Origin of the sequence: Brevundimonas sp., from assembly GCF_013823285.1 — a bacterium.
GTDB lineage: Bacteria > Pseudomonadota > Alphaproteobacteria > Caulobacterales > Caulobacteraceae > Brevundimonas.
In genome coordinates this window covers 17,774-38,046 of the sequence record NZ_PNLV01000012.1, presented here as the reverse complement: position 1 = coordinate 38,046, position 20,273 = coordinate 17,774, and the positions used below count along the sequence as shown (strand labels likewise).

The window sequence follows — 20,273 nt, the reverse complement described above, 5'->3', positions numbered from 1 at the left end:
CCTGAGCGGATTTCAGACTCCGGGGCGGAAAAAACAGGGTCTGAATTGTCCGAATTGTCTGAAATCGCCGTCTCCACGCCTCTTGCCCTATCGCTCGGCTCGCGGAGCCTCGCTGCTTGAGGGCGTTCCCCTGGGCTCGCCCCTGAGCGGATTTCAGACTCCGGGGCTGAAAAAAAACAGGGTCTGAATTGTCTGAATTGTCCGAAATCGCCTCCCTGGCTCGCTGATCAGGGGCATTATAGGTGCAGGCGAAGGCAGGGGGATCAAACGGGGGCGAGCGCGGCCGGGTTTGAGGTGGTTTCCCGTTGACAGGACAGGCGCGGCTGACCTATAGGCCCGTCTCCCCGCCGCAGGTCCGCTTGCGGCGTTTCGTTTTGTTTCGCGCCCGAGACCTCCTTGCGGTGCGCTCCGAAGGATTGAGACCATGAAGGTCCGTAGCTCGCTGAAGTCGCTGAAGTCGCGCCACCGTGACTGCAAGATCGTGCGCCGCAAGGGCGTGGTCTATGTGATCAACAAGACCGACCCGCGCTTCAAGGCGAAGCAGGGCTAAGCTTCTTAGCGCCCTATCGTTCGCGCCGCGAGCGCTCTCTGCTTGAGGGCGCCGCGGATCGGGCGAGCGTCGGAATGATCCACAGGCCATGGGCGATTGTCCGTGGCCTTTTTCGCGTGTGGCGTTGAGCTGATGCGTTTCGCATGGTTAGCGTCCGCGCCTGAAATCCAATCCCTGTCCCGGAGCATCCCCCTTGGCCGACGACGCCGCCTTCGCCAATCCTGACGTCCTGAACGCCTCGGCCCAGGGCCGCCTGCGCACCATCATCGAGCGCCTGGAGCGTCTGGAGGAGGACAAGCAGGCGATCATGGCCGACATGAAGGAGGTCTTCGCCGAGGCCAAGGGCGAGGGCTATGATGTGAAGACCCTGCGCAAGGTCATCCGCATCCGCAAGCTGGACAAGGCCAAGCGCCAGGAGGAAGAGGCGATCCTGGACCTCTATCTGGCCGCCCTCGGCGAGATCTGAGCTGAAGCGGTCCGGTTTCGGACGCAAGGACGGCGGACTGCGCTCAAGCAGCCCGAAGGGCGGTAGCGCGCAAAAGAGCGGCTCAAGCAGCCCGAAGGGCGGCGCTCAAAAGGACTCCCCCTATGAGGCGGCGAAGAAGGCCGCCCAGCGCTCTGCGCTGAACGCCCTGAAGCGCGCGCGCCGCGCCGCCGACAAGGCGGGGGTGCAGCTGTCGGACTGGGAGGACGAGTTCCTGGGGTCGGTGTCGGACCGGGTGAAGACCTACGGCCGCGCCTTCGGCGACCCCGAGAAGGGCGCTCCGGGCCAGTCGCTGTCGGCCCTGCAGGCGCGAAAGCTGAAAGAGATCGCGAAGAAGGCGAAGGGGGAGAACGACCGGCGCGGTGCGCGGAAGAAGCCCGCGCGGGGCCGCTCATCCCCGTCGTCGGAATGAGCGGCGCAGATCCCGGCTAGAACAGGATCTTGCGGAAGGTGATGCTGATCGTGCGGCCTTCGGGGTCCAGGAAGTCCGGCTGGTAGTTGACCGGGGTGGTTCCGTCGCTGGAGACCACGCTGGGGCGAGAGTTGAACAGGTTCTGGACGCGCAGGTTGACGCGCGAGTTCTCCAGCCATGGCAAGCGCGCCACCAGACTCTCGCGGGCGCCCAGGTCCACGAAGGCGTTGATCCCCACCGTGGTGCGGTCGTCGAAGAACAGGTCCGGTCCAGTCCCGCCGTCCACGCGTGTGCCTTCGCGCCAGGTGGCGTTCACAAACACGCCCATGCCGTTCCTGAAGACCCCGCCCTGGGCCTGAATCTGGTGGCGCGGACTGCCGCCGCCGGCGTCGGTGGCGTCGCCGTCCAGCAGGTCGAGGATCGGCAGGCCGGGGGCGATCAGGATCTCGTCCTGGATGCGCCAGGTGTGGAACACCGAGATGTTGTAGCGGCCCTGACCGGGCTGCATGCCGCCGCCGGGTCCGCCCCGGCCGCCGCCGCCCATGCGCATGCCGCCGCCGGGGCCGCCCTGGCCGCCGCCTGTGCGCCCCGCGCCTCGGGGCGGGCCTTCGCCGCCCTCACGGACAACGACCGCGCCGCCGCCGGGTCCTTCAGCCGGAGCCGACCCGTCCTGGGGGGGCGCGGGGCGCGCCTCGCCCCGTTCGCCCTGACCCGGTTCGCCCTGTCCTCGCTGGCCCTGTCCTCGCTGACCTGGGCCGCGACCCTGTCCGCGAGCGCCCGCGTCCGGAGTCGCGGCCTGGGTCGGCTGACCGAAGGCGCGCGAGAAGCTGAAGCCGGTGCGCAGATCCTGACGATCAACCTGGGCGAAGTTCACGGGGCGGGCGTCCACGGCCAGCAGGGTTCCGTCGCCGTCGCGGGTGAACCGGTCCGGCAGGGCGGCTTCCAGGGCAGCGGTCACGGCCGGGAAGCCGTTGACCTCGTTCTCGATTGAGGTGCGGGTCCAGGTGGAGGTGATGCGAAGCTGTTCGCCTTCCAGCGGCTGCCAGTTCAGGCCCGCGCGCCAGACCGAGCGGGTCGCGGCGTTCAGGTCCGGATTGCCGCCGGTGGTGCGGGTGACCAGCACGGTGTCGCCGGTGGCGAAATCGAACACCGCAGTGTTGGGTGTCGCGATGACCGGATCGTTCAGCTGGGCGATGCCCGGGGCCTGATCCTGACGGGTGTAGCCGGTCAGGAAGGACAGGCGGTCCACCGGGCTCCAGTTCAGGTTCACGCCCAGGGTGTTCAGCCCGCCGAAGTCCGACACGTCCTCATAGCCCGCGTTCACATTGAGGGAGAGGTCGCCCAGCAGGGTGGGGTTCTCCTCATCACGCTCGAAGACGGGGATGTCGAAGCTGGTCTGGGCGTTCAGCCGGTCGCGGGACAGGTCGCGCTCGGTCTCGACGCCCGAACGCAGGGACCAGGACTCCAGGGTCTGGCGATCGGCGCCGAAGGTGAAGGTGGAGCGCAGGTCGCCCGCCGGGAGCTCCATCAGCGGCCCGGTGAACACCGCCTCGCCGCTGTAGCGGCTGGTCACGGAGTTGGCCAGGTCATCGGGCAGGCGGGTGAAGTCGGCCCCCGTCAGCGGGCCGAACGGGCTGACGGCCGGATCGCCCGCGTCCAGACGGTCCTGGTAGGTCGTGACGTCAAAGCCCCGGCCGGTGACGGTGTCCCGTTCGTTGCGGGTGTATTCGCCGTTGAAGCTCCAGCGCCAGTCGTCGCCGATGAAACCGTCCAGCAGCACGCCCAGCTCGGCCTGCAGGCTGTCGGTGCGCGTGCTGAGGGCCTCAGGCGTGTCGAGGAAACGATAAAGGGTCACGTCCTGCGAGAAGGGCGAGCCGCCCACGCCCGACGGCACGATCAGGGCCAGGCCCGGCAGGCCGTTGAAGCGCTCGCTGGTCTGGTCTTCCAGGCTGGCGCTGACGGTGGCCTGGATGTCGCCAGGCAGGCCGCGCTTGAGCGTGGCGGAGATGGAATTCTGCTCGCTCTCGGGCTGCAAGGTGCGCCAGTCGCTGAGATTGCCCCGACCCGGCGGGCCGTAGGCGCCGGCGAAGTCCGCGAGGCTGGTTCCACTCATGGGCACGGGCGCCACGAAGGCGGTCTGTCCCACCGCGGCCGAGAAGGCGGGATCGATCTCGGCGCCGAACATAGGCGCCGAGATGTTGCCGATCAGGTCGTAGGGGGTGGAGCCGGGATCCCGGACGATATTGCGCTCGGTCTCGAAAAGGGCGGTGTCGCGCTCGTGCTCGATGTCGATGGACCAGCGGTTGTCGCCGTCAATGCGCAGGATGTCGGCCTCGACCTCATAGCCCGAGCGGCCCCCCGCGGTGGGGCCGCGCAACTGCACTTCGGCGGTGGTCGAGCGGAAGGGGTCCTTCAGGATGAAATTCACCACCCGCTGGTCGGCGCGGTAGCCGAACTGCAGAGCCACTTCCTCGGGCAGGACCTGGACCCGTTCGATGGCCTCGGAGGGCAGTCCCCTGATTTCCCGGAAACCTGAAATGCGCCGTCCGTTGACCAGGAAGACGGGCGAGCCGCCGCGCGAACTGGTGGTGACCGGCTCCAGGAACTCCAGCAACTGGGCGATGTCCGAGGCGCCGTAGGCCTGGATGTCGGCGGCGTCCAGCTCCAGCTCGGGTGGGATGTCGGTCTGCACATCGCCCCGCCGACGCGGGGCGATGATGATGAGTTCGGAAACGGAGGTGACGCCGTCGTCCTCGAGGACCGGGTCCTGGCCGGCGTCCTGCGGAACGCCGGCGGATTGAACGAGCAGCGCGGCCAGCCCGGTCAGGGCGGTGGTCGAGAGAGACATGTATGCGTATCCGGTTGGGGAGGGCCGGGGAGTTCGTCTGGGCCGCGAACCTTGCCGACCCCCCGGTTCAATGACCGTCTAACGCGTCAATTGCGGCGATTCCGTCGCGGCATGACTGCAACGGGAGAATTCAGCCTGTTATCGGCGATCGGGAGCTCAGCCCGTTTCGCGAAGCGCGCCTTCCAGGCCCTGTTCGCGCACCTTGCGATACAGGGTGGAGCGGCCGATGCCGAGGCGGCGGGCGATTTCGGACATGTGGCCCGCATAGACCTCGATGGCGTGCTGGATCAGGTCGCGCTCGATGTCCTCCAGCGTGCGCAGATGGCCCTTGTCGTCGATGATGCGCACCGGGGCCTCGGGCAGGTCCAGATCGGCGAGGGCGTGTTCGGCGCGCCGTGCGTCAGGCCGGGGATCCGCCTCGGGCATGGGCGCGGCCACGCCGGAGATGGCGGGGAAGTCGTGGGGCTGGAGCCAGGGGCCGTCGGCCAGGACGATGGCGCGATAGACCGCGTTCTCCAGCTGGCGCACGTTGCCGGGCCATTCGAAGGCGGTCAGCAGGGCCAGGGTGTCGGGCGCGGCGCCGGCGACCCGCTTGCCTTCCTCGGCGTTGAAGCGGGCGACGAAGTGGTCGATCAGGGCCGGAATGTCCTCGCGCCGGGCGCGCAGGGCGGGGGCCTCGATGGGGAAGACGTTGAGGCGATAGAACAGGTCCTCGCGGAAGGCGCCGGCCTTCACCTGGGCCTCGGGGTCGCGGTTGGTGGCTGAGACGATGCGCACGTCCACCTTGACCGGGCGCTTGGCGCCGACCGGGTCGATCTCGCTTTCCTGCAGGGCGCGCAGCAGCTTGACCTGCATGTCCAGCGGCAGCTCGCCGATCTCGTCCAGGAACAGGGTGCCGCCGTCCGCCTCGCGGAACTTGCCCAGGGTCTTGTCGACCGCGCCGGTGAAGGCGCCCTTCTCGTGGCCGAACAGGATGGATTCGATCAGGTTCGCGGGCAGGGCGCCGCAATTCACCGCCACGAAGGGCTTGCCGGCGCGCGACGAGGCGCCGTGCAGGGCGCGGGCGATGACTTCCTTGCCGACGCCGCTCTCGCCGGTGATCAGGACCGGGATGTTGGATCTGGCCGCGCGGGCGCCCAGCGACTTGACCATGCGCATGGGGGCGCTGTCGCCCACCAGATCGTCGAAGGAGGTGCGGCCCGAGACCTGACGCCGGACGCGGCCCACCTCGGCCACCAGATCGCCCATCTGCAGGGCGTTGCGGATGGAGATGAGGATGCGTTCGGGGCTGGCCGGCTTGATGAAGAAGTCCTGGGCGCCGGCCTGCATGGCCTTGACCACGGTGTCGATGCCGCCGGACGCGGTCAGGATGATGACCGGGGCGCGCACGCCCGCGGTGCGCATCTCGGCCAGGGTCTCCATGCCCGACAGACAGGGCATGACCATGTCCAGCAGGACCACGTCGGCGCCGCCGCCTTTCGTCATGCGGTCGATGGCCTCGCCGCCGTTTTCGGCGTGGACGACGTTGTAGCCTTCGCGGTCGAGAACCGCCTGCACCAGCCTGCGCTGGGTCGGGTCGTCATCGACGACCAGCACCGTCTTGGCCATGGGAGCCACCCTTCATCATCAACCGTACGGCCGGTCCTCATTGATCGGGACTGGCTCGTTTCGGGACGGTTTTAGGCCGCAGGGGGTGAAGATCGGGTTTAAGACCAACAGTGCGGACGAGGTGAAAAGGGAATGGCCGTGCCCTCCAGGATCAGGGGAGGGATGGTCGAGCGCTCCGTTTCAAGGTCTTGGCGCAACAGATTTCGCGCGTCCTGGCCTTCCGCACGACAAGCGTTGACCTCATAGGCGCCGATCTCGCGCCAGGCGCCATTGACCTGACGATATACGATGATGCGATCAGCGGTTGCGACCAGCCATTCTGGCCGTCCGTCACCGTCTAGATCGCGAGACATGGCCACGCAGTCGCCGACGACCTGACAGTTCGCCCGTCGGTGAGACTGCGGGTGCCCGCTCAGGAAATCGTCGGGCAGAGCGCTGGACCCCGGCAAAACGTCTATGACGGGCGGGCCTTCAATCGGCTCGCCCAGCGTCTGCCGATACTCGACATCCTTCGCCTCGCCTGCGCGTCTTGCGATCTCCGGATCGTCGGATTCCGCCAGGCGATCCAGCGCTTCCCGACCAGAACGGCCCGCGTCGAAGCGCAGGAAGGCGTAGTCGAACGTCTCGGCGGAGACTTGGCCGGTTTCGAGGCGGCGCATCTGGTCGGCGACGGACAGGCGGGCCGGGTCGGCGAGGGGGGTGAACAGGGCCAGGACGCCGGCGACCGCGACCACGCCGCCGATGACGTTGGTGCGCTCCAGCGGACGCATCCACGGGCCGGGCTTCACGGCGGCGATGGCGTAGCCGACGGCGTGAACCGCGCCCACCAGGACGCAGGCGGCGGCGATGATGCGCTCGGGGGTCAGGCCGTGCTGGCCGATGCGCAGGGCGAGACCCCACAGGGCCAGGCCGATCAGGGGGACCAGCAGCACGCCCGCGATCCGTGCGGCCCATTGCAGCACCACAGGGGGCGCGCCGTCGGGCTCGCCGTCCTGATAGGCGGCGTTGATGAGGATGATCAGGGCCGCGGCCGCGGCCAGCATCAGGCTCGTGCCATAGCCCTCGTCCCACAGGCGGCCCACGCCCGCGAAGGGCAGGGCCAGGATGAAGGCGGCGGTGATCAGGGTCATCACCGGCATCAGCCAGGACAGCAGCATCAGGGCCACGGTGCGCACGCCCCGGATCAGCCCATCCTTCACATCGGTCAGGTGCACGGCGGCCGAGAAGGCCAGGGTGGTGACCGGAATGGAGAACCACTCCTGACCGAGCAGGTCGCGCAAGAAGTTCAGGCCAATGACGCTGAACAGCCCCGCGCCGAGAAACAGCAGCAGCCAGAAGGCGCCGGTGAAGGCGACGGACAGGGCCAGCTGCACCCCCGCCTTCCAGGCCGTGTCGAAATAGGCGGGATAGGGGGCGAGCCAGCGCCGCGCCCGGTCGGCGGGCAGGATCAGATGGTGGGCGATGAACAGCATGGCCGCCGAGGCCGCGAAGACGACGGGTGCGGCCAGCGGCTCGTTCAGTCCGCTGGGCCGCACGCCCCAGGTCACGCTCCACCAGCCCATGAGCGCCAGAAGCGCCGCTGCGGTGAGTCCCCAGATCAGGAGGGTGCGAAGCCGCATCCGGCCGACGGCGCCCAGCAGGACGATGGGCAGCCAGGCGAAGACCAGCACCAGCGGCGCGAACAGGCCGGGGACGGTGGCCGGCCACGCCCGGTTCTCGAGCGCGAGATAGAGCCCCAGCAAGGCCGCGCCCTGGACCAGACCGATGACCAGCCGGGTCCAGCCCAGACGCCCGTCGTCCGGCCCGCGATCCGCAATCTCGTTGGCGCCGAAGATGGTCATGGCGTCTTCCCCGTTTTTCCGCCGCATCTGGCCTGAAAAGGAGACAGGAGGGAAGGGTCAGTCGCGCTCGGCCATGGCCAGATAGCAGCCACGCCGCGCGGCGTGGAGATGGACATGGCGAACCTCGGGGTCGGCGAGCCAGTCCGCGAGGCGCCCGGCCAGGGTTTCGCCCTCCATGACATCAGCGTCGATCATCATGTTGGAGGCGTCATAGACGCGCGCGGAAAGGAGGCGCGTGGCCAGCATGGGGGGCACATGGTCGACGTCCGGCGCACGGTCCCGGGCGCTCTCTGACACATAGATCGGACCCGAGGCGCGAAAGGGCGAGGCGGGGTCGTCCAGGTGGGGGTAGTTCAGCAGGATGACGGACTGCCCGGGCCGGGCGTCGGCGAGGCTGACGCGGCAGGGGGCCACGCCGGCGCGGGCGACGGGAACGCGCCGGGCGCCCCGGTCCGCCAACGCCTGATCCGGCAGGGCGAAAAGGGGGGCGAAGGGCGCGAGGGGCAGGCCGACGATCCTGAACATGAGACATCTCCGTGGAAGCACGGATGGCGTAGCGCGATGGGCTCGATCCGGCTGGCGGTTTTCGGAACCGCCATTGCGCCGGGCGTTCCGGATCACCAGAACAGGGACCATGAACGCCCCCTTCAAGCCCGATGCGGCCCCGACCGAAGCTCCCCAGGAAGCCCCCCTGTGGGACCTGTCCGACCTCTACGCCTCGCCCGCGGACGACCGGGTGGCGGCGGATCTGGAGGCGGGGCGCAAGGCGGTGGCCGAGCTGAACGCGCTGGAAGGCGAACTGGTGGCGGCGCGCGGCGACGCGGCGATGCTGGGCCAGAGGCTGGACAGGGCGATCACGGCCTATGAACAGGCGTCCAACCATCTGGGCGCGCTGGGAGCCTACGCGTTCCTTGCGGCGTCCACCAATCGGGAGGACGGCGCCGCCCAGGGCTTCGAGGCGGACATCCGCCAGAAGGTGACCACCATCGCGGCCGAGACCCTGTGGCTGACGCTGGAGATCAACCGGCTGGAGGAGGCCGAGATCGAGGCGGCGCTCAACGCCCATGAGCCCGCCGCGCGCTGGCGGCCGTGGCTGCGCCGGGTGCGGGCCAACAAGCCCCACGAACTGTCACCCGAGCTGGAGCGGTTCATCGCCGAGCGGGCGCCCGCCGCCATGCAGTGGCCGCGCCTGTTCGACGAGACCCTGGCCGCCCTGCGGGTGAACGCGGGCAAGGATGAGCTGACCCTGGCGGAGGCGCTTAACCGCCTGTCGGATCCCAAGGCCGAGCGCCGCCAGAAGGCGGCCGAAGGGCTGAACGAGGCGCTGGCCGCGCGAGCCACGACCATGGGGCTGGTGCTGAACACCGTGGCCCAGGAAAAGGCGCTGGAGGACCGCTGGCGCAAATTCACCTATCCGGCGCAATCGAAGCACCTGATGAACGAGGTGGACGGCGAGGCGGTGGACGCCATGGCCGATGCGGTGGCCGAGGCCTATCCGCGTCTGACCCACCGCTATTATGCGCTGAAAGCGAAGGCCATGGGCCTGAAGCAGCTGAACCAGTGGGATCGCAACGCGCCTATCGAAACCACCGCCCCGCGCGGTTTCGACTGGGGTCAGGGCCGGGCCATGGTGCTGGACAGCTTCAATGATCTGGGCCCGGAGTTCGGCGACCGGGCCCGGGCCTTCTTCGACAATCCGTGGATCGACGGGCGGGCGCGGGCGGGCAAGCAGTCCGGCGCCTACGCCCACCCGGTGACGGCGGACCGGCACCCCTATGTGTTCCTGAACTGGATGGGCGAGCGGCGCGACGTGCTGACCCTGGCCCACGAACTGGGCCATGGGGTGCACCAGACGCTGGCGGCGGATCAGGGCACCCTGCTGGCCGACACGCCCCTGACCCTGGCCGAGACGGCGTCCATCTTCGCCGAGGGCCTGACCTTTGATCGGCTGCTTGCCACGGCTCCGGAAAAGGAGAAGCGCGGCCTGCTGGCGGGACGCATCGAGGACGGGCTGAACACCGTGGTGCGCCAGATCGCCTTCCACCGGTTCGAGACCCGCTTCCATGACGAGCGGGCGCAGGGCGAGGTGTCCGTCGACCGCATCGGCGAGATCTGGATGGAGGAGATGGGGGCGAGCCTGGGCCCGACGGTCAAGCTCAATGATGGATACGAGCACTGGTGGGCCTATGTGAGCCACTTCGTGCACTCGCCCTTCTATGTGTACGCCTATGCCTTCGGTGACCTGCTGGTGGCCGCCCTGATGGAGAAGCGGCGCGAGAACCCGGAAGGCTTCGCGCCCCTGTACCGCGAGCTTCTGGCCGCCGGCGGGACGCGGACCTATGTGGAGGCGCTGAAGCCCTTCGGCCTGAATCCGCGCGACCCGGCGTTCTGGAGCGTGGGCTGCCAGCGGTTGGCGCGGCTGATCGACGAGTTCGAGGCGGTGGCGTGATGCCGTATTCTCCGTCATCACCGGGCTTGTCCCGGTGATCCCTACCCTCAGGCGGGGAAGGGCGCGCAAGGTGGTTTGAACCTCGCCCGACCTGTCTCCCGACCGCGTGTATGGATGGCCGGGACAAGCCCGGCCATGACGGATTTGGGGGTGGATTCTCCGCGACTATATGACCGCGCAGCGCAAGTCGGCTTGAGCCGCGCGCCGCCCTCGGTATAAGGGCGGTCAGATTCTCGTTTGCCTTCGAAAGATCATCGCATGGCCGCCGACACCCACGAAGCCGATCACGACGCCGAAGCCTATCTGAAGGGCACGCAGGAGATCACGGAACAGGTCGCCACCTGGAACCTGTTCATGGGCCTGTCCAAATGGGGCTCGTTGTCCATCGCCGTGGCGGTGCTGCTGTTCACCATGTGGTTCATGCCCAACGGCGGGTTCTTCCCCGCCCTGATCGCATCGGTGGTTCTGGCCGTCGCCGGCTGGTGGTTCCTGCGCAGCAAGCCTGCTGATCACTAACAGTTATTCTGGCGGGCGCGGCCTTTACGGGCCTTTCTGAAACGTCCTAACGTTCCACTGCTCTGAAACAACAGGCAGGGGGATTCGCTTGGCCGTCGCCATAGCCGTGACGCGCGAACGCCGGGAAGGCGAACCGCGCACCGCCGCAACACCCGATACGGTGAAGAAGCTGACCGCGCTCGGCGCCTCGGTGCTGGTCGAGGCCGGCGCCGGTCTGGGCTCGTCCATTCCCGACGCCGACTATGAAGCCGCAGGCGCCAAAATCGCCCGGGACTCCGGCGCTGTGCTGTCCAAGGCCGACATCCTGCTGAAGGTGCGCGGCCCGACGGCGCAGGAGATCAGCGCCCTGAAGCCGGGCGCGATCGTGGTGGCTCTGCTGGACGCGTACCGCGAGAAGGACACGGTCCAGGCCCTGGCCAAGGCGAACGTCACCGCCTTCGCCATGGAATTCGTGCCGCGCATCAGCCGGGCCCAGGTGATGGACGCCCTGTCGTCCCAGGCCAATCTGGCCGGATACCGGGCGGTGATCGAGGCGGCCCACGCCTACGGCCGGGCCTTCCCCATGATGATGACGGCGGCGGGCACGGTTGCGCCGGCCAAGGTGTTCGTCATGGGCGCGGGCGTGGCGGGGCTGCAGGCCATCGCCACGGCGCGGCGTCTGGGCGCGGTGGTCAGCGCCACCGACGTGCGCCCCGCCGCCAAGGAGCAGGTGGAGAGCCTGGGCGCGAAATTCGTCGCGGTGGAGGACGAGGAGTTCAAGGCCGCCGAGACGGCGGGCGGCTACGCCAAACAGATGTCGGCGGAGTATCAGGCCAAACAGGCCGAACTGACCGCGACCCACATCACTAAGCAGGACGTGGTGATCACCACCGCCCTGATCCCCGGACGCCCGGCGCCCAGGCTGATTTCCGCCGCCCACGTGGCCTCCATGAAGCCCGGCTCGGTGCTGGTCGATCTGGCGGTCGAGGCGGGCGGCAATGTGGAGGGCTCGAAGCCGGGCGAGGTGGTCAGAACCGCGGGCGGCGTCAGCATCGTCGGCTGGTCCAACCTGCCCGGCCGCATCGCGGCGGACGCCTCGGCCCTGTACGCCCGGAACCTGCTGGCCTTCACCGGCCTGCTGGTGAAGGACGAGGCGCTGGTTCTGGACCTGGAGGACGAGATCCTCAAGGCCGCCGTCGTCACCCACGGCGGGGCCGTGGTGCATGAGGGGGTGAAGGGGTGATGAGCCAGAAGCTTCGCAACGCCCTGACCATCTTTTCGATGATCCTGATCGCCGGCGGGACGCCGATCGCGATCCTCGTTCTGGCGATGACCGTGATGTTCGAGCAGGCGGTCACCGCCGCCGACCTAGGGCTTGCGATACGCATCGTCGTCTCAACCCTTCTGGGGGGCGGATTGCTGCGCGCCCTGCTCAGCATCGACGCCCGGCTGGAGGCGCGGGGATGAACGTTCGCAACGATCCGGCCGCGCCGCATAATCAACAGAGGATCCGATAGATGGAAGCTGTCGACCCCACCGTATTCCGCCTGGCCATTTTCGTGCTGGCGATCTTCGTCGGCTACTATGTGGTCTGGAGCGTGACGCCGGCGCTGCACACGCCGTTGATGGCGGTCACCAACGCCATTTCCTCGGTCATCATCGTCGGCGGGCTGATCGCGGCGGCGGCCGTGTCGGAGGCCTCCGGCGTCAACGGCTGGATCGCCAAGGGCGCGGGCGTGGCGGCCGTGACCCTGGCCAGCGTCAACATCTTCGGGGGCTTCATGGTCACCCGGCGCATGCTGGCCATGTACCGCAAGAAGGAAAAGAAGGCTTGACCGGCGACGCGGCCCAGATGGCCGCGACGGGCTCGTGGGTGGCCACGGGTCTGGGCATGGGCCTGTGGGTCTATGGCTGGCTGGGCGAGAAGAACCCCATCGCCAAGATGCGGTTTCACGACGCCGGCATGGTGCTGGTGTTCTCATCCATCATCGTGCGGGTGCTGATCCAGGACCGGGCCATGACCTGGTTCGACTGGATTCTGGTGGTGGTCGCGCCGCTGTTCATCGCCGCCGCCCTGTGGCGGCTGAAGCGGACCGGCGGCATGACGAATTCGGAGGACCGATGAGAATTGCGTTTGTCATCGCGGTGCTGGCCTTCGCCGGCGTCGCCGAGGCCCAGGCCACGCGCCAGACCGGCGAGGGCTATCAGGGCGCGCACTTTGCCGTGGCGGCGCCGGGCGGCGCCAGCTGGAGGCTGAACTGCGGATTTCCGCCGCATCAGATCCCCGGGACGGGCACGGTCAACCGCTTCGATCTGGAGGGCCAGGGTCGCGCCGCCGGGCGCCTGCCCACGTACCGGGCGTGGTGCAGTCTGACCAAGACAGGGGGCGAAGGGCCGGTGGGCTTCGCCCTGGTCAAGAACGGCCAGCCTACCGCCGCCGGAACCAACGATCCCGCCGAACCGGCGCGGGTCGAGATCTACTGAGACGAAAGAGGGGGACGCCGTCATGAACGCATCCATCGCAGCCCTGGCCTATCTGGCGGCCGGCGTCCTGTTCATCCTCAGCTTGCGGGGGCTGTCGAGCCCGGAGACCAGCCGCCGGGGCAACACCTTCGGCATGGTGGGCATGGGGCTGGCCATCGGCGTCACCCTGCTGACCCTGTGGGGGACGCAAGCGCTGGACGGGCTGACCCTGGCCCTGATCGCGGGCGGCGTGGTGGTCGGCGGCGGGCTGGGCGCGGTGATCGCCCGGCGCGTGCCCATGACCTCCATGCCGCAGCTGGTGGCCGCGTTTCACAGCCTGGTGGGCATGGCCGCCTGTCTGGTGGCGGTGGGGGCGGTCTATGCCCCCGTGGCCTTCGGCATCGACGACGGGGCGGGGGGGATCAAGACCCTGTCCATCATCGAACTGGGCCTGGGTCTGGCCATCGGCGCCATCACCTTCACCGGATCGGTGATCGCCTTCGCCAAGCTGAACGGCAACATGTCGGGTACGCCTATCCTGCTGCCCGCGCGGCACCTGATCAACATCGGTCTGGCGGCGGGCCTGGTGGTGCTGATCGGCATCCTGATCGCAACGGGCGGGACGGCGGTGTGGGCGTTCTGGGGCGTGTTCGTGATCGCCCTGATATTGGGGGCCACCCTGATCATCCCCATCGGCGGGGCGGACATGCCGGTGGTGGTGTCCATGCTGAACAGCTACTCGGGCTGGGCGGCGGCGGCGCTGGGGTTCACCCTGGAGAACATCGCCCTGATCATCACCGGCGCCCTGGTGGGATCGTCCGGCGCGATCCTGTCCTACATCATGTGCAAGGGCATGAACCGCAGCTTCATCAGCGTCATCCTGGGCGGCTTCGGCGGCGACGCGGCGGCGGCGGGCGCCGGCCATGTGGAGACCCGGCCGGTCAAGCAGGGCTCGGCCGACGACGCGGCCTTCATCATGAAGAACGCCTCCAAGGTCATCATCGTGCCCGGCTACGGCATGGCGGTGGCCCAGGCCCAGCACGCCCTGCGCGAAATGGCCGACAAGCTGAAGGAGGAGGGCGTGGAGGTGAAGTACGCCATCCACCCCGTGGCCGGCCGCATGCCGGGGCACATGAACGTGCTGCTGGCCGAGGCCAATGTGCCCTATGACGAGGTGTTCGAGCTGGATGACATCAACTCCGAATTCAGCTCGTGCGACGTGGCCTTCGTCATCGGCGCCAACGACGTCACCAACCCGGCCGCCAAGACCGATCCGCAGTCGCCCATCTTCGGCATGCCCATCCTGGACGTGGAGAAGGCGGGCACGGTGCTGTTCGTCAAGCGCGGCATGGCGGCGGGCTACGCGGGTGTGGAGAACGAACTGTTCTTCCGCGACAACACCATGATGCTGTTCGCCGACGCCAAGAAGATGGTGGAGGGAATCGTGAAGGGGCTGTGACCCCCCGGTCACGGGCCTGAGCGGATAACCGTGCTATCGCCCCGGGCCGTGGAGGGGCGACGTGCTTCAGGAATGGCTGAATCTGGGCGACGCCGAGTGGGCGGTGTGGACGCGTGCGCCGTCGGACGAGGTGCTGTGGGCGTTCGGCGTGCTCGCGGCGGTGATCGTGGCCGGGCTGGCGCTGTTCGCCCGGGGCGTGTCGAGGCGGCGGTGGAAGGCCGTGCTGGCCGGTCTGGTGCTGGTGGTTCCAGCGGCCATGCTGACGGCGGTGTTTCTTGAGACGGCGGTCGAGGCGCGCGGCGCCCATGCCTGGTGCGCGGTCGAGGGACGGGCGGCGGCGGCGGGGCGCAGCGCCTGTGCGGGCGCGGACGGCGGGCCGGCGACGCTGACCCGGGTCGTCCCCGGGGATGACGGCTTTCCGCGCACCCAGTACTACTGGACGGCCAGCGGGCTTTGTGAAGCGCGAGTCGATCGTCGGTGCGGCGCAGCGGCCGGTGCAGCGGATCGCGTGCCGACCCCGGGCATGGTGCGGGCGGCCCATGCCGGGCCCCCGCGGCCGGGTGATGATCGTTGAGACGGATTGATGTTGCGCTGCATGTCAGGTTTCCCGCCCTCGAACGTCTGAGTGAGTGAGGCAGGTACCTATGGCGACGCTCGCGGACATTCTCGGGAAGGCACGGCGGGCCGTCATACGGCAGGGTATCGCCGATCACGATGCGGATGACCTGGTGCACGAAGCGTTTCTGAAGGTGGAGCAATACCAGCGAGCCCACGAGGTCCGCAGCCGGGAGGCGCTGCTGGTGCGGGCCGCAGTGAACCTGTCGATCGACCGCCAGCGCCATCGCGGCCGCATGCCCATGGCCGACGGCGCCGAACTGCATGAAATCGCCGACACAGCGCCGGATCCCGCCCGGATCCTGGAAGCGCGGGCGCGGCTGCAGCAGGTGGCGGCGGATCTGGCGCAACTGCCGGAACGCACGCGCCGGATCCTGCTGAAGCGCCGACTTGAAAACATGAGCTATGCCGAGATCGCCGCATCGGAGGAGATGACGGTGGCCGCCGTGGAGAAGACCGTGGCCCGGGCGACGTTGCAACTGATGAAGGGGAGGACTTCGTCGTGAGCCGCGCCCTGTCTTCCCCCAACATCGATGCCGAGGCCGCCGCGTGGCTGGCGCGGCTGCACGGCGACCATGACGCCGCCGCGCAGGACGCCCTGGACGCCTGGCTGGCCGAGGATCCCGCCCATGCGGCGGCGTTCGAGCGGGCCAGTGAGATCTGGGCCATCCTGCCTCGGGCCGCCCGCAGCAGTGCGGACGAAGCGCGCCTGCGTCCTGCGCCCGAGAGACGGCCGTGGCTGCGTCCGATGCTGGCCATGGCTGCATCCCTGGTGCTCGGCTTCGGCGTGCTGTGGTGGTCTCTGGCCACCGTCGGCGACTATGTGACCCGGCCCGGCGAGCAGCAGGTGGCCACCCTGGATGACGGAAGCCGCATCGCGCTCAACACGGACACCCGGGTCGATGTGAAATTCAACGCGGACCGACGCCACATAACCCTGGACCGGGGGGAGGCCATGTTCGAGGTCGCCCACGACGCGGATCGCCCCTTCGTCGTGATCGCGGGGGACACGCGGGTCGAGGCGCTGGGCACGGTCTTCACCGTGCGGCGGACACGGGACGAGGTGGTGGTCACGCTGATCAAGGGCGAGGTGGCGGTCACCCGTGAGAACGCGGGCGCGCGCGGCGGGTCCGAGGCGCCCACTCTGCTGCAGCCCGGCGAGCGGCTGACCGAGCCGGCAGCCGGACCCGCCCGGATCGAGGCCGCTTCGGTCGAGGCCGCGACCGCATGGCGGCGGGGCCAGACCATATTCCGCGACACACCCCTGGGCGAGGCGGTGACCGAGCTCAACAGGTATGGGGGGCCGCAGGTGGTGATCGAGGACCCACGCGTGGCGGCCTTGCCCATATCGGGCGTGTTCACCACCAATGCGCCCGACTTCGCCCAGGCCGTCGCGGATCTGCACGGCCTCAACGTCCAACGGGAGGGCGACACCCTGCACCTGGAGCGTTGATTAAGGACCGGTGATTTTTTTGTGTCGCAACCGTGTCGGGTTTGCGGCGAAACGTCGTCTACCTAGTGGGAGCCATGCATTACGCTCCCCGAGGGGGACAAATGTTTTCACGCAATCTCACCGCCCTGGCCGTCAGCGCCAGCACGCTCGTTCTGTCAGCCCAAGCGCAGGCGCAGGCGCTCTACGCTTTTGATCTGCCCGCGCAGCCGCTGGAGGTTTCGCTTCGGGCGGTCGCCGCCCAGACCAACACCAATGTGGTGTTCTCCGGCGATCAGGTCAGCGGCAAGACCGCACCCGCCCTGCGGGGGAGCTATTCCGCCGAAGACGCCTATCGCGCGATGCTGCGCGGATCGGGACTGAGGCTGGGCGTCACCGATGGAGGATCGTTCGTCGTCAGCGTGCCCCCGGTCGGACAGGCCGGTCGCCAGGGGCAGGGGGCGCTGGTGGGCCGGGTCTCAATCGCCGACGGCGTCCGCGGTTCGGACGGGGCCCTGGTGCGCATCGTCGAGACTGGCCAGACCACCAGGGTCGATGAATACGGCGGCTTTCGGTTTCCCTCGCTTCCGGCCGGTGACTACACGGTCGAGATCTCCTTTCTGGGCTATGAGCCTCTCGTTGAGACGGTGACCGTGCCGGCAGGAGGAGCGCACCAGCAGACCTTCACACTGGGCCAGTCCTACGCCACCACGGTTGATGACGTGGTCATCTTCGGCTCGCGCAGCGCCCGCGCCAACGCCCTCAACCTTCAGCGCACGGCCGAGAACAGCGCCGACGTGATCTCGGCGGACGAGCTGGGCAATTTCACCGGCACCACTTTCTCCGAGGCGCTGCGCCGCGCGCCGGGCATCTCGTTTCAGCGCAACTCGGTGACCGGGGACGGCACCAATGTGATTGTGCGCGGGCTCGAGCCGGACATGAACGCGATTCAGCTGAACGGTCTGAATCTGCCGGTCGGCAACGGCGTGGGGCGGTCCGCCGACCTGTCGAACCTGCTGGCCGACTCGGTAAGTCGGATCACCATCAACAAGTCCCTCCTGCCCAGCCATGACAGCGCGGGCACCGGCGGACTGATCGAGATCGAGACCATGTCGCCGCTGGACCGGCCGCGTCGATACGCGAACTTCCTGGTGGAGGGGGACCGCACGCCGGACAATTTCGGGGACGACTTTCTCGTTTCGGGAACGGTCGCCGGGACGTTCGGCGACAATTTCGGCCTCAGCGCCTCTGTCCAGTACCGCACCCAGAGCACCCGCTCGATCGCCTATGACGCGGGCAGCAACGGCGGCCGGATGAACTTCGGTCGCTATCTGCCGCTTGATGCCCTGGCGCTCGATGGAGGCGGAAATCCGGCGCTCAATTTCAACGCCATCGACCCTCTTTTGACCTTCCCGTTCCTGCCGGGCGAGGACCAGGCCTATCCGAGCGGGCTGGTCACCAGCTTCTTCCACGACGAGACCGAGACCCTGGCCGGGACGCTGTCGGCGGAATGGCGGATCGGCGGCCACACCAATCTGAAATTCGATTATCAGCACGCCGAGACGCGCACCGACTTCTTCTCCCTGTCGGACACCTTTTCGACCGGCGCCGAATATGTCCTCTTGCCGGGCGAGACGAACCCGCAGCTGGTGCTGGACCTGAGCCCCGGAAACGCAGGCATCTCGCGCTCGCAGAACTACGCCTACGATCGCGACGTCCGGAAGATCACCGACACCTTCAGCCTGAACGGCCGCACCACCCTGGGCGCGTTCGAGTTCAACTACCTGGCCGGCTATGCGCACGGCACGGAGCGGCGCCCGGCCAGCTTCGGCTTGCAGCTGCGCATGCCCGACACCGACGCCAGCGCCGACCTTTTCCTGCCGGAAGCGGTCGATCCCGAGACCGGCGTCATTCACACCGGTTTCGGGCCGCGCAGCGGCAGCGGCATTCCCCTGCCGTTGCTGAGCAGCCAGGGCTGGGCCCTGGTCAACGACCCGTCCGCCTTCGTCATCGAGAACGCCAGCGGCCAGCTCGACAACTCCGAGGGCAGCAATGACCGGTACACCGCAAGCGGCAGCGCGCGCTGGACCTCGGGCGGCGGCTGGCTGAACTATGTGGAGCTGGGCGGTTTCTATGAACGGGCCGAGTTCCAGAGCAACCTCACGCGCAGCCAGGTCGGCGGCGGCGTTCCGGTTTCGGCGCTGGGCCTGGAGTTCGCGCCATCGGACCTGACGCGGATCGGACTGTCCGAACCCGGCTTCTCGACTCTGAGCGAAGGCGCTCTGCGGGGTTTCGTCGATAATCTGGGGACGTTGGCCGGCGGCCCGTCCGGCCTCACCCTCACGCCGATCACGCCCCACCCCGATCAGGACAACGAGAACACCGAGGAGACCAATTTCGCCGCCTATCTCCAGGCGCGGATCGACATCGGCAAGCTCGAGATCATCGGCGGGGTGCGCTTCAACCATACCCGGCTGGAGGCGACCAATCTCACCTTCCCGGTCTACACCGGCCCCATCCTGCCCGAGAACGGGGGCGGCATGGGGGTGGACTTCATCTTCCAGAACGAGTTCACGCGGCTGGTGACCGAGGAGGCGGTATCGGAGGATTTCCTGCCGCGGGTTCTGTTCAACTACCGGCACAGCGACGATCTGATCTTCCGCGGCGGCTACTTCCTGTCGGTGGCGCGTCCGGCGATCAGCCAGTTGTCCAGCGAGACGCGCATTTCCTTCATCAATTTCCCCATTCCCGGGCCCGAAGGCGTCAAGCCGATCCTGCAGATCAACAGCGGCAATCCCAATCTGCAGCCGGCGACCACGGACAATTTCGACCTCAGCGCCGAGTACTATTCCGGCATCGGCATCTTCAAGATCAGCGCCTTCTACAAGCGCATCGACAACCTGCTGCAGACCAACATCACCAACGGGCCGGCGACCCTGGCGGCGGTGACGCTGCCGGATCACCCCTATTTCAACGGGGCGCCCTATTTCGATCCGAACAATCCGTCTTCGGTCTTCATCACCGGCGGCAGCCCGGTGAACAGCGACGAAGTGGCCGAACTCTGGGGCATCGAGTTCCAGGCCGAGCGGCGCTTCGACTTCCTGCCGGGCGTCTGGGGCGGGTTCGGCGTGTTCCTGAACCACACCTGGACCGACAGCTCCCGCGCCGACCGCTTCAACTGGAGCTATGGAGCCGCCCCGGATAACGTCTACACCTTTACGGGCCTGCCGTTCGTGCAGCAGCCCGCCCACTCGGGCACGGCGGCGCTGACCTACAACAAGTACGACATCGATGCGACGCTGGCCTACGGCTACCAGTCGCGAGGGCTGTCCCTGTTCCAGCCGCGCGGCCTGAGCGTCTACACCGAGGGCGCCGAGACCCTGGACTTCCGCGCGGAATATTATCTGCGTCCCAGCTACGGCAGCTTCCGCGTCTATGTGGAGGCCAATGATCTGCTCAACGGCACATCAGATCCGAATCTCGAACAGACCTTCGGCGGCGAACAGGGCTCGCCGACCTTCTACACCCGCGCCACCTATCTGGGCGGCCGCAGCCTGCGCATCGGTCTGTCGGCCACGTTCTGATAGTCGCGCCCAAAGGCCGGTGCGTCCCGTGACGCG

The 20,273-nt window shown here is 68.1% G+C and carries 19 protein-coding genes; 15 read left to right on the top strand and 4 right to left on the bottom strand.

What is annotated here, in order from left to right:
• The first annotated feature begins 424 nt into the window (after positions 1-424).
• The 3 genes from ykgO to C0461_RS03315 all read left to right on the top strand — a co-directional run bounded on the left by ykgO (position 425) and on the right by C0461_RS03315 (position 1,446).
• Positions 425-550: a type B 50S ribosomal protein L36 gene (ykgO, locus tag C0461_RS03325; protein WP_292103933.1), complete on the top strand. Its 126-nt coding sequence runs from the start codon at positions 425-427 to the stop codon at positions 548-550.
• Positions 551-743: 193 nt separating this feature from the next.
• Positions 744-1,016, top strand: a complete 273-nt coding sequence (locus C0461_RS03320) for a DUF2312 domain-containing protein (RefSeq protein ID WP_021698750.1) — start codon at positions 744-746, stop codon at positions 1,014-1,016.
• A 157-nt stretch (positions 1,017-1,173) separates the two neighbouring features.
• Entirely contained in the window at positions 1,174-1,446 is a 273-nt protein-coding gene (locus C0461_RS03315; protein WP_292103935.1) for a hypothetical protein, read from the top strand.
• A 16-nt stretch (positions 1,447-1,462) separates the two neighbouring features.
• On the opposite strand, the gene C0461_RS03310 is transcribed toward C0461_RS03315, so the two are convergent.
• The 4 genes from C0461_RS03310 to C0461_RS03295 all read right to left on the bottom strand — a co-directional run bounded on the left by C0461_RS03310 (position 1,463) and on the right by C0461_RS03295 (position 8,268).
• Positions 1,463-4,294 (bottom strand): TonB-dependent receptor, encoded by a 2,832-nt coding sequence (locus tag C0461_RS03310; RefSeq protein ID WP_292103930.1) that lies wholly within the window; start codon positions 4,292-4,294, stop codon positions 1,463-1,465.
• Positions 4,295-4,450: 156 nt separating this feature from the next.
• Positions 4,451-5,902: a sigma-54 dependent transcriptional regulator gene (locus C0461_RS03305; protein WP_292103928.1), complete on the bottom strand. Its 1,452-nt coding sequence runs from the start codon at positions 5,900-5,902 to the stop codon at positions 4,451-4,453.
• Between the two features lie 98 nt (positions 5,903-6,000).
• Positions 6,001-7,743 carry a DUF4153 domain-containing protein gene (locus C0461_RS03300; protein WP_292103926.1) on the bottom strand — a complete coding sequence of 581 codons (1,743 nt, stop codon included), beginning with the start codon at positions 7,741-7,743 and terminating at the stop codon, positions 6,001-6,003.
• A gap of 57 nt (positions 7,744-7,800) precedes the next feature.
• On the bottom strand, positions 7,801-8,268 hold the full coding sequence (locus C0461_RS03295) for a DUF1203 domain-containing protein (RefSeq protein WP_292103924.1): 468 nt from the start codon (positions 8,266-8,268) through the stop codon (positions 7,801-7,803).
• Between the two features lie 109 nt (positions 8,269-8,377).
• Between C0461_RS03295 and C0461_RS03290 the strand changes: the two genes are divergently transcribed.
• The 12 genes from C0461_RS03290 to C0461_RS03235 all read left to right on the top strand — a co-directional run bounded on the left by C0461_RS03290 (position 8,378) and on the right by C0461_RS03235 (position 20,237).
• Complete coding sequence (locus tag C0461_RS03290) at positions 8,378-10,192, top strand: M3 family oligoendopeptidase (protein WP_292103922.1); 1,815 nt, start codon at positions 8,378-8,380, stop codon at positions 10,190-10,192.
• Positions 10,193-10,450: 258 nt separating this feature from the next.
• Positions 10,451-10,708: an aa3-type cytochrome c oxidase subunit IV gene (locus tag C0461_RS03285; RefSeq protein WP_292103920.1), complete on the top strand. Its 258-nt coding sequence runs from the start codon at positions 10,451-10,453 to the stop codon at positions 10,706-10,708.
• 88 nt (positions 10,709-10,796) lie between these two features.
• Positions 10,797-11,930, top strand: a complete 1,134-nt coding sequence (locus C0461_RS03280) for a Re/Si-specific NAD(P)(+) transhydrogenase subunit alpha (RefSeq protein WP_292103917.1) — start codon at positions 10,797-10,799, stop codon at positions 11,928-11,930.
• Positions 11,930-12,154 carry a hypothetical protein gene (locus tag C0461_RS03275; RefSeq protein ID WP_292103915.1) on the top strand — a complete coding sequence of 75 codons (225 nt, stop codon included), beginning with the start codon at positions 11,930-11,932 and terminating at the stop codon, positions 12,152-12,154. The genes C0461_RS03280 and C0461_RS03275 overlap by 1 nt, the downstream gene beginning before the upstream one ends.
• A gap of 50 nt (positions 12,155-12,204) precedes the next feature.
• Complete coding sequence (locus tag C0461_RS03270) at positions 12,205-12,522, top strand: NAD(P) transhydrogenase subunit alpha (protein ID WP_292103913.1); 318 nt, start codon at positions 12,205-12,207, stop codon at positions 12,520-12,522.
• Positions 12,519-12,812, top strand: a complete 294-nt coding sequence (locus C0461_RS03265) for a hypothetical protein (RefSeq protein WP_292103912.1) — start codon at positions 12,519-12,521, stop codon at positions 12,810-12,812. Before C0461_RS03270 ends, C0461_RS03265 begins: the two co-directional genes overlap by 4 nt.
• Positions 12,809-13,171, top strand: a complete 363-nt coding sequence (locus tag C0461_RS03260; protein WP_292103910.1) for a hypothetical protein — start codon at positions 12,809-12,811, stop codon at positions 13,169-13,171. Before C0461_RS03265 ends, C0461_RS03260 begins: the two co-directional genes overlap by 4 nt.
• A 22-nt stretch (positions 13,172-13,193) precedes the next feature.
• The gene (locus C0461_RS03255; protein WP_292103908.1) at positions 13,194-14,609 is read left to right on the top strand and encodes an NAD(P)(+) transhydrogenase (Re/Si-specific) subunit beta; all 1,416 of its coding nucleotides are present in this window, start codon (positions 13,194-13,196) and stop codon (positions 14,607-14,609) included.
• Positions 14,610-14,670: 61 nt separating this feature from the next.
• On the top strand, positions 14,671-15,183 hold the full coding sequence (locus C0461_RS03250) for a hypothetical protein (protein ID WP_292103906.1): 513 nt from the start codon (positions 14,671-14,673) through the stop codon (positions 15,181-15,183).
• A 70-nt stretch (positions 15,184-15,253) separates the two neighbouring features.
• On the top strand, positions 15,254-15,730 hold the full coding sequence (locus C0461_RS03245; RefSeq protein WP_292103904.1) for a sigma-70 family RNA polymerase sigma factor: 477 nt from the start codon (positions 15,254-15,256) through the stop codon (positions 15,728-15,730).
• Complete coding sequence (locus C0461_RS03240) at positions 15,727-16,677, top strand: FecR family protein (RefSeq protein ID WP_292103903.1); 951 nt, start codon at positions 15,727-15,729, stop codon at positions 16,675-16,677. The genes C0461_RS03245 and C0461_RS03240 overlap by 4 nt, the downstream gene beginning before the upstream one ends.
• Positions 16,678-16,778: 101 nt before the next feature.
• Positions 16,779-20,237, top strand: coding sequence for a TonB-dependent receptor (locus tag C0461_RS03235; RefSeq protein WP_292103901.1), 3,459 nt, complete (start codon positions 16,779-16,781; stop codon positions 20,235-20,237).
• The last annotated feature ends 36 nt before the right edge of the window (positions 20,238-20,273 follow it).